Genomic DNA, 14527 nt, shown 5'->3' on the forward strand with positions numbered 1-14527 from the left:
TGTGAGGAGTTGGATGGCCCGAGCTTAACGAGGCCTCTCCCCTCTTCAACTCAAATGCCTCCGCTAAATCCCGGGCTACGCAGTCTTGAACCAAAGGACCGCACCGTTATGGTCACCGTCCACACCAGCAGGAGGACATTCATGGAATTCAAAGCGTTGGGCACTGGCCGTTCCACATTCGATGAGCACTACGGGGCGGCAGCCTATTCCCTGGGCGATCAGCTCGGTTTCATTTACTTTCGCTCAACCGGCATCGAGCCGAGCCATTGGGAAAGCCGTATCTATGAGAACGGCCTGGTAGCAATGGCGCCAGTGGCTACAGACACGGCTATCCAGGAGGCATTCGACAAAGTGGATCTCTGTGCCGCGCATGCCAGAGCTTTCTCCAGAGCGATGGAAGCTCTGAGTGCGCATGGTTGCTCCGATGAGGTGCTTTGTTTGCTAACAGCGGCAGAGGGGCAAATTCAGGAGTTGATTTCCGCTGTTTAGCGCTGAAAGAGGCTGCTACCCTTGTCGTGAGAGTCAAGAGGAACGCGCTATGCAAACCACCGTCAAAAGCGCTGCAGAAATCGAAGTCGGCCCATTCCGCTATACCGAACGTGCCTTCCTAGCTACGTTGCTTTGCCTGGCCATCGGAGCGCTGGCGTTGGCATCGATGCTCGGGAGTCACCCCACGAGCGATGCCACCTTGGGCACACGCATGCTGTCAGTGCAGATGATCGCTGCATACCTGATCGTCCCAATCATCAGTGTGGGCGGTTTCCTGTGCCACAGAGCCGGCTCTAAGGCCCTTGCCGGAATGCTCCCCCTTATTGGAGCAGGCTTCTTGGCCGGCGCGCTGGGCGCAAGCTTGATCTGATTTCCCCTTAGGCTCGGCACTGCCGAGCCGTTTTCTTTTTGTGCGGCGCGCATATGGCATCCAATCGCTGCAAAAGACCAGATTCACTTGGAGGCCACCAGGCAGCCGTTATACTGCTTACCTCATCCCCTGTTTTACATGGAGAAATGCGTGAATAAACAAGAACTTATCAACCAGATCGCCGAGTCCGCGGACATCACCAAGGCTGTCGCAGGGAAAGCACTGGATGCGGTGATCGAGTCCGTGACTTCCGCGCTGAAGGCCGGTGACACAGTGACGCTGGTGGGCTTTGGCTCATTTTTGGTAAAGGAGCGCGCTGCGCGCGAGGGTCGCAATCCTCAAACCGGCAATCCTGTCCAGATTGCTGCTGCGAAGATTCCTGGCTTCAAGCCAGGCAAGGCGCTCAAGGACGCGATCAACTGATCGCTCCATCGCAAGACAACCCCGCCCTTCGGCGGGGTTTTTTTTGATATCCCCCAAAAAAGGGGCACTCCCTTTCCATTATTGGATTGAACAAGGATTTCAAGACATGAAATACATCCACACTCCTGAAGCGAAGGCATTCCTGGTCGACGGCAGCACTTGGCCGGCCACCATAAACACTTCGCTCCCCCATTTCCTCGCCAAGGCATCCGGCATGCTCTTTGGCGGCAAGAGCAGCCGAGAGATTCGCCTGGCTGAAGGTCAAGTTCTACCCAAAATTGAGCATGCGCGCAGTCTGGTACTACGCCAGCTCCGCCCATTCCTGTTTGTCGACCCGACAGGGCTGTTCAACGGCATGGAGCCGGTTGCTGCATACGATAAGTCGCTGATCGTCGCAGACCAGGTCCTGGTGGCTGTTGATCTGCTTGAGGACTTCGACATTTTCGTTGGGCTGACCCGCCTGTATCCGGACTTGGTGAACGATGCTGCGGCCGTGAGAGCCGAACTCGCCAACCAGATTGCCCGTAGCTACAACGGCGTCCACAAGAGCGTACGGAACGTGAATAGCGGCCGCGCGCACCCAAGCGGATGAGCATGACTGATCGAATTCCTGACGGGGCTGAAGCCCCAACCCGCGAACGCGGTACCCTAGTCGATATTATTTTCCGTGATCCCGCCGGTCCTTGGTCGGTTTGTACCTTCCGGCGGGAAGACAACACCTCCTTCACCGGTACCGGCAATTTCGGCAACGCAATCCTCTATGAGGACTACATCCTGTACGGCAAGCGCGTACCGGATATCGACGGCGCTGATTTCGATGTCAGCCAGTTCACCTCGATGCCACCAGCGAAGGTTGAGTCACTGGTTGGATATCTCAGCGTCCTCACTGGCGTCCCACGCAGCGTTACGAGCAAGGCTGTCCAGCACTTCGGCGAAAGCCTGATTCCAATTCTGGACCAATCACCAGATAGACTCGTGGAAGCTGGAATCTCCCCGCAAGAAGCCCAGGTCTTAGGCCAGGTTTGGGCTGATCAACGAAGTGAGCAACTCGCACTCGCACAGATCGACGTCGAGGGTATTCCGCCGGCGAAGCTGGCAACCCTGCAACGTCGCTTAGGCTATGCCGCGAACCTCAGTGAGGTTCTGAAAGAAGACCCATATCTGCTCTACGTCCATTTCGAGGACATTCTCTTCACTTCCGCGCTGAACCTCGCGAAAAGGTTTGGAGTGACCAACAACACAGTCTCTGCAGTTAAAGGCGCGGTGGTCGGCGTGCTCCGCCGGGAGGCTTGGCTCGGGCACAGCTACGTTGAAGGTAGGCCGCTCATCGAGTCGGTCATGAAGATGCTTCGACTCACCAAAGATGAGATCAAGCCCCTCATTGCTCAGGCCGTAACCGACCTCGCCATGGCCAAGGTTGTCCATGCCAGCGGCGGACAGCTACAACTCCTGAGCCTGCACGAAGCAGAAAACAAACTGGCCGGCCTCGTGCGGAAATGGGCAGCACTGGACTGCAAAGACGCCGAGGACCTGGTGCCCACCGAAAAGATGGCCACCAAGCTCTTGAAGCCACTGGGCCTTGAAAACGGGACTGCGAAGACGTTGTCAGCAGGACTCCGCTCGCTCTTGGGAGAACGTTTTGCGCTGATCCAGTGCGAAACCCTCTCAGACCAAATGCTGGTTATCAAGGGCCTTCAACTCTTCCTGAAAGCCTTCGGCGCAGACGCCATCTATTCCGCTTATACAAACGAGATGGCTGACGAGGTCAACCGACTGCTCGATGACGACAGTGTCGTCGTCACTTACTCGGCCTTGATAGGCATTGATCCGAAGACAGGGGTGCCTTCACAGCATGGCAAAAGACCGATCAACGCGGATGTGTTGATTCTTGCCGGGGCGGACTCGCTTGGGATAGAGGAAATGGTGAACGTCCTGCGCGCCGTACCAGATTCGAGCAGGGTTTTCCTGCTTGGGGCAGCAAAGGACCTACCAGCTCACTCCATTGGCCAACCGTTCGCGGAGCTCACCCAAGGCGGGCCGGCGCGAGTTTTCCAGGCAAGCTTTTGGTTGCCACCCAAATCACCGCAACGCGAAGCATCGCGGCGTATCTGGAGCGGGACGCTCAAAGCGAACGACGAAACCTTCGACCCAACCCAAGCGATATCTTGGCTGTCGGTGCCATCCGAGCTGCTGTTCGAGACCTTACCTGTTGTGGTTAGGGAGTTCGCCCAGCAGCTACAGGTAGACCCGCTGCTCGATATCAGGGTTGTAGTCCCAGCCGCCAAGGGGCCTCGAGGTGAGGACATGGTGGGCCCACTGTCTGCAGCGATCGCTCGGGTGTTCACTGGCGAGGAGCACCTGGTTGAGTTCCATGGAAAAGGGCTGTTCAAAGGATTGCCTTTCGTAGTTAGGCAATCCGTCGCCAGCACAAACCATCCACCCTTTTCCGTGTTCACCGCCGCTGAAATCAATCCAGAGCGCCTGAACGCTGTAGACCGAGCTGGTAACCATTACTTGCTCAGCCTGGCAGAGCGCCTCGATGTGTTTCAGGGCGCTGTCATGACGCCGAAGCTCATCCGGGGGCGAGTCTACGACGTTGTCGTCTTGGTGGTCGGCGAAGGCCAGCAGGACCTCATCAACACCACCCTCATCTCGACTCTCCTGAACAGTGCGAAGACCACCTTGCTGGTGGTTGGCGCACTCGACGGATTGCTGACGGGATATTCCCTGCGCGAACCGACTGTTGCCCGGTCTCTTCTCCCTAAACGGATAAATCCAGATGTCGATCAAATCAGCGCGCCTTGAGGCGCTTGCCGCCGAGCATGCGGAAATTCAGCGACAGCGAAATATCGCAATCAGCCTTCCGTTGGTAGGGGCAGCAATTCCATTTGTGCCGCTCCCCCTGACGGTGGCCATCGCTGCAGGCTGCGCTATCTGGTCCCTGCTGCTTGATCGGAAAGAAGCAGAAGCGTCTACCACGGATATCTGGGACGCCGGTTACATCGAAGCCCCGATTCCGGATTGCGACTTCCGCCGCTCTACCTTTCTGGGCAAGGCCATTCCTTGGACAGAGTGGAAGGATCGCGTTGACGCGATCACGAGTACGAAGGGCATCGCCACCGCTGACGATATCCGCCGGGAGTTGATCGACACCTATCCATCAATGATCCCATTCATGCTGTCCGACGACATCATGACTCGCCATGTAGCGCTGCTCGCTGCAACCGGGACCGGCAAGACCGAACTGCTTCTGGCAATCATTCAACAACAGATAAAAAAAGGGGCTGGACTTCTGCTAATCGAAGCGAAGTCAGACTCTGATTTCTCAGGCTCGATTTACGGAATGATGGAGGCGGCCGGCCGGCTCGATGAGTTGCTGATCATCAACTTCGAGTTCCCGGAAATGTCGCATACCTACAATCCGTTCTTCTCGGGCGGGGTCCGCGCAACCATTTCCACTGCAATGAAGCTCCAAGCCAACTCCAAAGAGGAGTTCTGGACGGACATTGCTCGCTACTCCCTGACTGCCGCGGTGCTGTCGCTGAAGCTGCAGCCCGGGGAGCCAGTGTTCCACATCAAGGACATCATTGCAGTGCTGTCCGACTTCGACCTGCTGCTGAGCTTTATCCGCAACATACGGGTATCCGACTCCATCTATCACAGCGATGGTGTCGAGTGGCTGCACTCATACCTTCGCTTCTGGTTCGACGAAGAAAAACAGGTGTGGAACCTGCGCGGGTACAAGCAGTTGCTCCAAGGACTTGTGTCCAAACTTTCGGCGTTCGCCCACTCCGAATACTCCAGCATCGTCAACACCTACAGCCCGGATGTCGACCTCAAAGAGGCGATCCTCCAGAACAAGGTTGTTGTGTTGTCCATGTCGTCGCTTGCCGACAAAGACGGTGTGGAGCTATTCGGCAAATTGTTCATCTCTGATCTTGCTCGAGCGATCGGCGAAATCCAGCTCTCGAAAGCCAAGCCGTTGATGATGTGCCCGGCCATTTTCGACGAGTACCCATCATTCATGGACGAGAGCCAGGTATCCCTGTTCCAGCTGGCGCGATCGGCGAATGTGCCCATCATCATTGCTTTCCAGGGCGTTGGCTTCCTCCAGAACATTTCCCCTGCCTTCGTCGAGATGGTGCTGGGCAACTGCTGGACACACCTGTACTGCGACATCCGGGATGCCCAGACGCGGGAGTTCGCCGTCAAGCTCGCGGGGACGATGATCAAAAGGTTCGTCCAAGAGTCCTCTGGCAGCAGCACGGGGCAGAGTTACGCATCCGAGCAATCAGGTCTCTACACAAACGACTCGGAAGGCGCCAGCTCAAGTACCGGATACAAGGCGACGCGGGAGGACATCCTGCAACCCGAAGACTTTGCGTCGCTCGACCAAGGCGACGGGATCATTGTCGCGAAGTCGGGAACCTATCGTGTCCGCATGCCGTTGGTGAGGAACAGCTTCCCGAACGTCCACTTCAAGGACATGCGACTGGTCCGCAGGCCACGTCGAGCGCGCTCGGGCGTCAACGCCTGGCAACGATTCCACGAGAAGAACAAGGCAATGCTGGAAAAGCTGACTCAGGGCTGAATTTAGCATGCGAAACTCGAGCATTGAGGAGACACCATGAATTGGCAAGACAAACTGCGGCGGTGGGATTGGGACTTCGGGGTTGTATGGGACTGGTTTCTCGATATTACCCAGTTCCATGTGCAGCGAATCGGTTGGCCCGCTTACTTGGCCATCGCTGCCGTGATCATCTGCCTCGGGCTTGCTTTCCAGCCTACTCGCGGCCTGACCTCTCTGCTGATTAACGCCTTCGTCCGCATGATTTTCACCTACGTGCAGATCGTGCTGTCGTTGGTGACCGTGCAGTTGTTTGGATTCCTGGGCAAGGTGCTGCTTGCACAATTCCATCGAACCAGGCGCTGGGTTGGCCAGCTGTTCGACGAGAAAAAAACCTCTTAACTCTCTGCTCCCCTCCCCTCGGGCCGGCCCAAAGCCGGCCTGTCACCACCGACCCTCAAAAAAGGGGCACTCACTTTCCACTATTTGGGAAAGGAGGGCCCTTTATGAACTTTCACGCATGGGCTTTAGGGATCGGGTATCTGGCGGCCATTGCCGTTCAGCCAGCAATTGCTGAATCCGACCCGTACGTAATCGATCAGCGCGATCCCCGGTATCAGCGTGCCATTGAGCACCTGTCTCTCGCTGCTCAAAACCTTCGCATGGCTCAGGACGAACTCAAGAAGGCCGAAGCCAGCGCCCCACTTCCAGGGCTGGATCTCGTAAGGATGCTCGCACAGGTCCGGCCCGTGGAAGAGACCATCAACGTAGTTCTGCAACCGGAGCAAAAGCGGCTCCGTTACCAGACCGTTACCCCCGATGGCCTGTTTTTCACCCCAACTCGAGTCGGAGATTGACCCATGCAAATGACTGGCCTCGCGCCGCAACTGAAAACGGAGGACCTCAAACGCTTTGCGTTGGGGATTCTCGCTCTGGCTGTGACCATCTTCATTGTCACCATGCCCGATATCGCCATGGCTGCGTTCGACGGCGATTTCGCGCCGGATAAGGAGATCGCCAAGAACTCCAACAACAGTTTCCTCTACTGGTGGCGCTTGATCGCCAGTTATGGACTGTGGGCTGGCCTGGCGCTTCTGCTCCTGTCGGTTCTCTTTGCAGGTGCCCGCGGATGGTGGGTATTCGTGCTTGTCGTCCTCATTTCGCTCTTCGGCGAAACCGTCGTCATCAAGGCAGGTAACCTGGCCGGCTTCGATATGGCCAGTGGTTCCGGTTCCTCGGGAACAAAATAACTATGCGCCTAAGAGTCACAACTGAAGCACCGACTTATGCCTTCGCGACAGCACCGGTGAACTTTGGTGGCCTCACCCAGGAGGACCTTCTGTTCTTCATCGTGCCCCTGGTGATCGTTAGCAAAACTACTGGCGAAAACATCTGGGCCTTTGTCATTGCGTTCTTCTGTCTGTGGCTCTTCAAGCGTGTAACGCGAAACAAGCCTCAGGGCTTCCTAGCCCTGATGGCCTCAACTTTCGTAGGCGACCTCTACGTAATGACGAGCGAGTTCCCTGCCCTTCAAAAGGCAGTCGGGAAGTTCGGTCGATTCACTGCGCGGATCTGGCTCGAGATCGGGCTAATTCCATCACCGTCTTACTGCAACCGATACGAGCCCTGACATGAGTGAGCAATACGGCGCACCGTTGAAGTATTTCAATTTGCTCGGCGCAAGTGATCTTCGAGCGGGCAGAGCCATCATTACACTGATCGCCATCTCAGCGGTTTTTGCAGTCGTTATTGCCGTGCTGGTTGGCATGAATAGAGAGCTGCAGGAAACAAACCGGAGATTGCAAAGCGAGCGAATCATGTATGGATTCCCAAACTCTGAGGGGATCTTTATCAGCGAGCGGCAGATTCCACAGAGACACATCATTGCATTCGTGGCTGTCTTCCTTGACAACTATTACAACTTCACTCCTCTGTCAGCTCGAACCAATGCCGAAGAAGCATTGAGAATGATGTCGCCACGTCTCCGCGCGCTGAAGGAAGATAGTTTGAAGATCGTGGCAAACCAGTCGGTTGAGCAGCAGATCACCCAGGTATTCACAAAATCTTCTCCATATCAAGTCGAAGTTACCCCCCAGGGTTATGTGGTGTCCTTCACTGCTGAACGCCACAGGGCCACTTTGAATAGGGTTTTCAACAAGGCTAAGTACAATGTGAAAATTCTTATCAAGCCAGTCAAGCCTTCGAAGTTCTACGAGTGGGCAGTTGTGGCTGATGACTTCGACATCCAGGAGATCTAGGGTTGAAGAAGCGACTGATAGCTGCCGGCCTTTGCGCAGCCATGTCAACCACGTTATTTGCGAGCGACGAGTGCAACCGAAATCCGCGCACTGTTGTTTACAATAACTCGCCAGTTGACATTTACATTTCGAACGACACCCAGCGTGCAGAGGTTTTGTTCCCCGAGCCCTACCTCGACGGTATTTATGTAGAGGTAACTCAGGGCATGGACTTCTATCCGTCCCCTATCAAAAACAAGCTCGCATTTCAAGCGACAGATCCGCTGTATACGGGCCTTGTTTATGTCGATGCGCCGTCCAAGCAAACGTACATTCTCAAGCTTATAACCCGGCCTGGTTGCGCAGACAGCCAAGTGACTATTTCGGGCCAGCCGATCGCTGATAGGTCCGCCATGGCGCGAGACTCCCGCGGAAGAATTAAAGGTCTGATGAACTATCTCTACGATGGGAAATTGCCTTCGGGATATCGCGAACAGGATTTTTCCCGACTTTCAGAGGCTGATCGTGTTGTGTTTCGGCAGGGCTCGCTGGAATTCAAACTTCGCTCCCAAGTTGTGGGTCCGAAGTACATCGGCACTACTTACGAAGTCATCAACAACGGTCGCACGTCAACAAAAGTCGCTATTGATCAAATCGACTATGGCAACAAGGCTGTACGCGAGTCTCTTGGAATTGCCAGACAAGTCTCAATGCTCCCTTCGTCTCGGATACTAGGCCCCTCCCCCGAATACATTACCGAGGTCTACGGAGAGTCACATCGCGGGTTGCTATTCATCGTATCGGAGAAAGTACAGTGAGCGCCGATAACGAACAGAAGAAAAACGTAATAACGAAGCAACGCGGCCTTTATATCGTCGCTGCAGTTGGCGCGCTTGGTGTTGCCATGAACTTCATGGGCGGCAACAGCGAAACCACAGGTGCGACTTCGGTTGACGCACCCAAGGCAGTTGATGTTGGCAGTGACAAAGTCAACTCGATCACCATCCAGGATAAAGATGCTGCACTGACTCAGTTCGCCAAGAAGATCGAAACCCTTGAGGACAAGATCAAGCGAGGCGAGGAGGATCGCGAGGCTCTCAAGGCGAAGATGCTTGAGGACCAACGCAAAGCAGAGCAGAAATCGAACACTGAGATTCGAGCTCTCAGTGAAGAAGTTGCGCAACTACGAAAAGATCAGGTTGACGGTGTTTACGGTGGTATCAATAAGCTGGACAAAGGCTCCAGCATGCCATTGCCACCCTCCTCTTCTGAAGGGCTAAACCTCGAGGACTTTTCACTCGAGCCGCCAATGCCGGCAGTTTCTGCAAACCCATCGAACTCCAACCGTTACGGTCCGAACTATTTCCTGCTCAATGGCGGGGACGCGGGCGGTCAGCAATTCAACGGAAAAAGCGGAGGCGGCGCGGGCTCAACTGCTGAGACCGAGCAACAGCTGTTTGCCAACATGTCAGCTCCTGAGTCGAATGGCATTCAGCGCGCTGGCGTGAATACCTACAACGAGACCGACGCGACCCTGGCAAAGCTGAACGGCCGCCAGCCGAACCCGGACCCGATGCCGGCAGCCCAGTCTCTCAACGCCTCCCTGCCAACCCAGAGTCCGCGCGAAACGTATGAAGTACCCGCCTTCTCTTTTGTGGAAGTCACCACGCTTCACGGGGTTGCGTGCCCGATCGGCGCCAACGCTCCTGGGGCATCCGAAGAAGGGAAAATTCCCGCTCGACCGGTAGTCCTTCCGGTGCGCGGCATCTTCAAGGGTCCCAACGGCGCCGAACGAGATCTCGGCACTATCCACCTGATGGGCCTCTGCTCTGGCAACCGCAACTCCAGCTCGAATACGGGCCGCGCGACCATTCGCATCGAGCAACTCTCCTACTGGGACGAGACCGGTGGTGCCCAGACGGTCCCTGCAACCGGGTACATCGTCGATACGCGAGACAACGAGCAAGACGTCTACGGCCGCCTGGACAAGGCCTCAGGCCGCACCCTCGCACTCCAGTCAGCTGCAGCAGCCGCAGCGGCATATGCCTCCACCCTGAGCCAGGCCGAGTTCACTACGAATAGCGCGATGGAAAACGGAACCAGCTCAACCACCAGCCAGTTAACCGGGAACGCCACGAAGGCGGCGGTCAACGAGGGCATCGCCGGGATGTTCAAGAAGATCTCGGAGCGATTCGAGCGAGAAGCAAACGCTGCGGTAGACACCGTCATCGTCGAGCCGGGCATCAAGCTGCGCTTCGTAACAGACCAAACCTTCCGTGTTTTGAAACCAGCTGAGGCGTTCGACATTGACCCCGGCATGTACGACACCCTGATCTAGGAACCAGCCATGAACATCCGCCCATTCTTGGCCTTGTCCACCGCATTGCTTCTCAGCGGTTGTGCCAGTGAGGAGCCTTTCAAAAACAGTGCTTCGATGGACCAGATCTACGATGCGGTCCATGGCAGCGCCAGCAGAGACACGGTCTCGCTCCTGCGCCAAGGCCTGCGCGCGCGGCCAGAGCTTGGCTCATCGGAACCGTACTTTCCGATCCGAAACCCGGACGTTGTAGCGCCGGTATGGGTGGTGCCATACGCCGACGCTAAAACCGGCGTGAAGCATGGCGGCCGCTGGGATTACATCATCGTGGAGGAAGCAGATTGGGCAAACTGACCATCGGCTTCTGTCTCCTGGCAGCGGCATCCACGGCTTTGGCTGAGGGTGTTCCCCAGATGTACAAGGATGCCATTCGCGAACACCACACAAAGATGATCCTGGGATCAGGCCAAGACCTGACTGTTCTTCAACCTGACGTCGTTCTCTACCGGAAAATTTTCCAAAAGGAAAACACAACCGATCACCGCGAGCTGATTCAGGCAGACGAAATCCCGTGGGCACAACTCTTCAAGAACCAAGACCTCACCCTTGGTGAAATCGTCCGACTCTCGGCCGCAGCGTCCGGCTACGACTCTCGCTTCGATCCGCAAGTCAACCAAGACCAAGTGATCAAGCTCAACTCGCATCCCAACTCGCTGCGCGACCTTGCGGAATACCTCACCCGAGTCAGTGGCGCTCGTGTGACCGTTTACCCGGAAGGGCGCGTGGTTACAGCAACACTCAAGGGGCAGGGTTGATGGCCAAGGTAAAAATTGACGACCTGCATCTCTACGACACTGAGTTGGCTGGCCTGGCTCGCCGCGGGTATCAGGGCGGCATGCCCATCCAGTTGCTTTCCGATGCATTCCTGTACGAGAAGCATGGCAGCTATTTCCACACCATCGATGGTCGCTTCGCCAAAATCTGGAAGCTACGAGGTATGGATGCCTCGCTCCTGAACAACGATGACCTGTGGTCCCTCAGTAAAGGTCTTGGTGATGTACTGAACAAGTATCCATCTGGATCGGCCGGTCAATTCATTCGTCACACCCATCGAGATATTCGCGAAGTTCTTGGGATCTACCGTGCAGGTATTGAAGGCGGAGAAGATGAGTTCGCTCTCGAAATCGCGAACTCGATCGTCGAACGACAGATCGTTGCGGCAAGCTCGCCTGAAGGTTTCTTCACAAAGCTCTCCACCGAGGTCCTTGAGCGCATGCGTGAGGACTCTCTGGCCGAGATCGAGGATGAGAAGCTTCGAAATAATGTTCGGACTCTTCTCATGGGCGGTGACCCCTGGGCGGAAGAGGGAGAGGATGACGTCCGGGCCAATGTCACCGAGCAGATTGAGCGCGAAGTAAGCCAAGGTCGCTATCCCTTTGTAACGGACTTCTACCTGGTCTTGCTCTGGAGTCCGGATTATCTCTTCGGCAAATTCATCGACAACACAGCGAAGAACGCTCTGGCTTCGATGGGGCTTATCGACGCCAACAAGCTGGCTCATAAGGAATACACGAAGCACGCAAGACGCTTTGGCCAACTCTGTCATGAGATCGGCCAGGCTCTGGCCACGTTCGGGTTCCAGCCGGGCTCGCTTAACGGCCAAGGCCTCATCAACCTTCAGTACCAGCTTTTCAACCCCGTTCGCTGCTTCAAGGTCGACCCGCCCAAGTATCGGCCTGACTTGCCCATCCTGGATTGCTTGAAGAACCCGAGCCAAGTCGCGTACCGGGAAACTCTCAACAATGCCCCGATGTTCGCCTCTGTCGAAACCGAGGAGAAAGGCTGGACCATTCACGATTCCGGCGTCCCCTACTTCATCCGCCCAGTCTCGGTATTGGGTAAACCAACCTCGAGCTTCCCGGGCATGCTGCAGGTGGCCATGTCGGGCATCGAGAGCGAATCGCTGATCACCATCAACTGGAGCGTGCCCTCCCCAATAGCGATGATGAGCCGCCTATGGACTCGTGGGCGCATGCAATCCGGGAAAGAAGCCATGAAAATTGGCGACAAGGATCTGCTGGCTCAGCAGCGCAATGACCTGGAGAAGGTTAAATCCAAGATCAGTGCGGAAAACGCCAACAACCGCGAGCAGTTTTTTGACGTGTCGCTTCACATCAACCTGATGGGGTTCGTCGAGTCCCAGGTCGATGATCAAGCCATGCAGTTGGAGAACATGCTTTGGCGTGTGGGGCACAAAGAATCCCTTCGCGGCGACGCTGCTGTTAGGAACAGCATGCCGTTGAACTTCCGCAAGAGCAGCATGAAGCTCTTCCGTCGTGACACCCCTCACCTCACGGAAAGCTTGTCCCATCTGTGTCCGTTCTTTGTTGAATACCAAGGCTGTTCCGACCCTGCAATCCTGATGAACAACAGGGCGGGACAGCCGATCTATCTGGACCTGTGGGGCCAGATGACGAACACCGCGCATAGCCTGATTTGCGGTAGTACCGGTACCGGTAAGTCGTTCACCTTCAACAACCTGTTGATGGCCTTGAGGGTGAAGTACCGACCGAAAGTCTGGATCATCGACAAGGGCGACTCCTACGAGAGCCTCTGCCTGGTTCTCGATGGCAACTACATTCGTCTTGCGACCGAGCCGTTCAAAGAGCCGATCACCGGGCGGACCATCAACCCCATCTGTATCAACCCGTTCTGGATCGGTAAAAACGACGACGGCAACAACGAAATGCCGACGTTGGAAGACATGTTCTTCATTGCTCGCATGCTGGTGATGATGATCACCTCCAGCGCTGCAGAGCAGTCCAAAACATCGGTCATTACCCCAGTGACAGTGCCTCTGCTGTATCAGGCACTCAACGAGTTCTATACCGACTGGGTAGCTACCAAGCCGAAGGACGAACCTCGTTTCAGGGACTTCATCCCTTACCTCGACAAAACTGAGTTCACTGAACAGTCGGGCAGATCGCTCGTCCAGGCGCTCACCCTCTATTACGGGGCCGGGCCATTTGCAGCTCTCTTTGACGGTTTCCTGCAGGTCCAATGGGAGAACGACTTTACCGTTCTCGAAACCCAGCGGATGGCAAAGTCTCCAGCCCTACCCGTAGTCACTCTGGCCCTGTTCCGGCAGATCGACTTGTACTGCAAGTTCAAGCTTGAACGTAGCCGCAAGAAGATCGTGGCTGTCGACGAAGCGTGGGCAACCCTTTCTGACCCGACTGCCGCATCGGCGCTCTCCAGCTTCTATCGAGAACTCCGCCGCTATGGTGCCGGCTGCTTGCTGATTTCTCAGACCGTGAAGGACTTCGTCAACCTGATCCGTGCTGAGTCCGGTGGGAATGGCGAGTCACAGGACGGCATCCTCGAGAACACAAGCCATTACTTCTTCCTGGCCTGCTCGCAGTCGGACTACGACATCGCGAAGGAATTCCTCGCATTTACTGCCGAGGAGATTGAGCTTTGGCGATCGCTTGCATCTCTGCCCCCGCTGTACAGCGAAGTCTTTTACCGGATGCGGACAACCAAATCCGAATACTACAGCGGTGTCTTCCGGCTCTTCGCCAGCCCCATGGCGCTTTGGATCGCCTCGTCCCATCCGGACGACTACCAAATGCGCGAGCGCAAGACCCAGGAGCTTGTGCAGAAGCACTCCATCTCCGAATCAAAAGCTCGCCAGAAGGCAATCTCCGAGCTCGCAAAATCTCACCCGTATGGTGCTCGATACCATGTCAATCAAGCTGCTTAAAACCCTCGCGGCGGTAGCCGCACTCGCCTCGCTCGCAGCTTGTTCGTCGAAGTACGAACCGCGCGAAACGATCATCGAGGAGCAGGCCAAGCCTATTAAGCCCCTCTACGCCCCCAAAACCGAACTCGAGCGCCGCGCGTACGAGGAAGGCGTCACCCAGGTTCTCACAGATCTGAAGGGAAAGATGCGTGCACGCGATCGGTTCACCTGGGACCCGCCGATCATTCAGTGCGGTGTTGACATTCCTGCACGGGTGCAAAACGGAATGCTGGTCCCGGGCCACAAGGAATGCGTCCAGATCGCTCCAGGTCGCTGGACCGAAGAAGCACCAACCTATCTGCCGGTATTGGGAAATTAAGCC

16 protein-coding genes are annotated in these 14527 nt (G+C 56.0%); all 16 read left to right on the top strand.

Annotated features, from left to right (window positions below; translation table 11 throughout):
• Window positions 1–141 precede the first annotated feature (141 nt).
• The 16 genes from HMPREF1224_RS42605 (at window position 142) to HMPREF1224_RS42680 (ending at window position 14524) form a co-directional block, all read left to right on the top strand.
• On the top strand, window positions 142–489 hold the full coding sequence (locus HMPREF1224_RS42605; RefSeq protein WP_010792914.1) for a hypothetical protein: 348 nt from the start codon (window positions 142–144) through the stop codon (window positions 487–489).
• A gap of 49 nt (window positions 490–538) precedes the next feature.
• Window positions 539–859 carry a hypothetical protein gene (locus HMPREF1224_RS42610; RefSeq protein ID WP_010794267.1) on the top strand — a complete coding sequence of 107 codons (321 nt, stop codon included), beginning with the start codon at window positions 539–541 and terminating at the stop codon, window positions 857–859.
• Window positions 860–997: 138 nt separating this feature from the next.
• Window positions 998–1282: an HU family DNA-binding protein gene (locus HMPREF1224_RS42615; RefSeq protein WP_160329452.1), complete on the top strand. Its 285-nt coding sequence runs from the start codon at window positions 998–1000 to the stop codon at window positions 1280–1282.
• A 106-nt stretch (window positions 1283–1388) separates the two neighbouring features.
• Entirely contained in the window at window positions 1389–1874 is a 486-nt protein-coding gene (locus tag HMPREF1224_RS42620; RefSeq protein ID WP_010794268.1) for a hypothetical protein, read from the top strand.
• Between the two features lie 2 nt (window positions 1875–1876).
• Window positions 1877–4087: a helix-hairpin-helix domain-containing protein gene (locus HMPREF1224_RS42625; protein ID WP_228757896.1), complete on the top strand. Its 2211-nt coding sequence runs from the start codon at window positions 1877–1879 to the stop codon at window positions 4085–4087.
• Window positions 4062–5873, top strand: coding sequence for a type IV secretory system conjugative DNA transfer family protein (locus HMPREF1224_RS42630; RefSeq protein ID WP_010792909.1), 1812 nt, complete (start codon window positions 4062–4064; stop codon window positions 5871–5873). Before HMPREF1224_RS42625 ends, HMPREF1224_RS42630 begins: the two co-directional genes overlap by 26 nt.
• A gap of 36 nt (window positions 5874–5909) precedes the next feature.
• Entirely contained in the window at window positions 5910–6251 is a 342-nt protein-coding gene (locus HMPREF1224_RS42635) for a hypothetical protein (RefSeq protein WP_010794270.1), read from the top strand.
• A 104-nt stretch (window positions 6252–6355) separates the two neighbouring features.
• Window positions 6356–6706, top strand: coding sequence for a hypothetical protein (locus HMPREF1224_RS45070; protein WP_010794271.1), 351 nt, complete (start codon window positions 6356–6358; stop codon window positions 6704–6706).
• Between the two features lie 3 nt (window positions 6707–6709).
• The gene (locus tag HMPREF1224_RS42640; protein ID WP_010794272.1) at window positions 6710–7099 is read left to right on the top strand and encodes a hypothetical protein; all 390 of its coding nucleotides are present in this window, start codon (window positions 6710–6712) and stop codon (window positions 7097–7099) included.
• Between the two features lie 381 nt (window positions 7100–7480).
• Complete coding sequence (locus HMPREF1224_RS42650; protein WP_010792904.1) at window positions 7481–8107, top strand: hypothetical protein; 627 nt, start codon at window positions 7481–7483, stop codon at window positions 8105–8107.
• A gap of 2 nt (window positions 8108–8109) precedes the next feature.
• Window positions 8110–8904 (top strand): hypothetical protein, encoded by a 795-nt coding sequence (locus HMPREF1224_RS42655; protein ID WP_010794274.1) that lies wholly within the window; start codon window positions 8110–8112, stop codon window positions 8902–8904.
• Window positions 8901–10424: a TraB/TrbI/VirB10 family type IV secretion system protein gene (locus tag HMPREF1224_RS42660; RefSeq protein WP_010794275.1), complete on the top strand. Its 1524-nt coding sequence runs from the start codon at window positions 8901–8903 to the stop codon at window positions 10422–10424. The genes HMPREF1224_RS42655 and HMPREF1224_RS42660 overlap by 4 nt, the downstream gene beginning before the upstream one ends.
• A gap of 9 nt (window positions 10425–10433) precedes the next feature.
• Window positions 10434–10757, top strand: coding sequence for a TraV family lipoprotein (locus HMPREF1224_RS42665; protein WP_010792901.1), 324 nt, complete (start codon window positions 10434–10436; stop codon window positions 10755–10757).
• The gene (locus HMPREF1224_RS42670; RefSeq protein ID WP_010792900.1) at window positions 10745–11218 is read left to right on the top strand and encodes a hypothetical protein; all 474 of its coding nucleotides are present in this window, start codon (window positions 10745–10747) and stop codon (window positions 11216–11218) included. Before HMPREF1224_RS42665 ends, HMPREF1224_RS42670 begins: the two co-directional genes overlap by 13 nt.
• Window positions 11218–14166, top strand: a complete 2949-nt coding sequence (locus HMPREF1224_RS42675) for a VirB4 family type IV secretion system protein (protein WP_010794276.1) — start codon at window positions 11218–11220, stop codon at window positions 14164–14166. The genes HMPREF1224_RS42670 and HMPREF1224_RS42675 overlap by 1 nt, the downstream gene beginning before the upstream one ends.
• Complete coding sequence (locus HMPREF1224_RS42680) at window positions 14147–14524, top strand: hypothetical protein (RefSeq protein WP_019438451.1); 378 nt, start codon at window positions 14147–14149, stop codon at window positions 14522–14524. The genes HMPREF1224_RS42675 and HMPREF1224_RS42680 overlap by 20 nt, the downstream gene beginning before the upstream one ends.
• The last annotated feature ends 3 nt before the right edge of the window (window positions 14525–14527 follow it).

Source organism: Pseudomonas sp. P179 (genome assembly GCF_000478485.2).
Classification (GTDB): Bacteria; Pseudomonadota; Gammaproteobacteria; order Pseudomonadales; family Pseudomonadaceae; genus Pseudomonas; species Pseudomonas aeruginosa.

Coding starts and splice junctions, on each gene's coding strand:
- HMPREF1224_RS42675 (WP_010794276.1), top strand. CDS start 11,218: ATGGCCAAGGTAAAAATTGACGACCTGCATCTCTACGACACTGAGTTG.
- HMPREF1224_RS42615 (WP_160329452.1), top strand. CDS start 998: ATGGAGAAATGCGTGAATAAACAAGAACTTATCAACCAGATCGCCGAG.
- HMPREF1224_RS42680 (WP_019438451.1), top strand. CDS start 14,147: ATGTCAATCAAGCTGCTTAAAACCCTCGCGGCGGTAGCCGCACTCGCC.
- HMPREF1224_RS42625 (WP_228757896.1), top strand. CDS start 1,877: ATGACTGATCGAATTCCTGACGGGGCTGAAGCCCCAACCCGCGAACGC.
- HMPREF1224_RS42620 (WP_010794268.1), top strand. CDS start 1,389: ATGAAATACATCCACACTCCTGAAGCGAAGGCATTCCTGGTCGACGGC.
- HMPREF1224_RS45070 (WP_010794271.1), top strand. CDS start 6,356: ATGAACTTTCACGCATGGGCTTTAGGGATCGGGTATCTGGCGGCCATT.
- HMPREF1224_RS42640 (WP_010794272.1), top strand. CDS start 6,710: ATGCAAATGACTGGCCTCGCGCCGCAACTGAAAACGGAGGACCTCAAA.
- HMPREF1224_RS42635 (WP_010794270.1), top strand. CDS start 5,910: ATGAATTGGCAAGACAAACTGCGGCGGTGGGATTGGGACTTCGGGGTT.
- HMPREF1224_RS42605 (WP_010792914.1), top strand. CDS start 142: ATGGAATTCAAAGCGTTGGGCACTGGCCGTTCCACATTCGATGAGCAC.
- HMPREF1224_RS42630 (WP_010792909.1), top strand. CDS start 4,062: ATGTCGATCAAATCAGCGCGCCTTGAGGCGCTTGCCGCCGAGCATGCG.
- HMPREF1224_RS42650 (WP_010792904.1), top strand. CDS start 7,481: ATGAGTGAGCAATACGGCGCACCGTTGAAGTATTTCAATTTGCTCGGC.
- HMPREF1224_RS42665 (WP_010792901.1), top strand. CDS start 10,434: ATGAACATCCGCCCATTCTTGGCCTTGTCCACCGCATTGCTTCTCAGC.
- HMPREF1224_RS42610 (WP_010794267.1), top strand. CDS start 539: ATGCAAACCACCGTCAAAAGCGCTGCAGAAATCGAAGTCGGCCCATTC.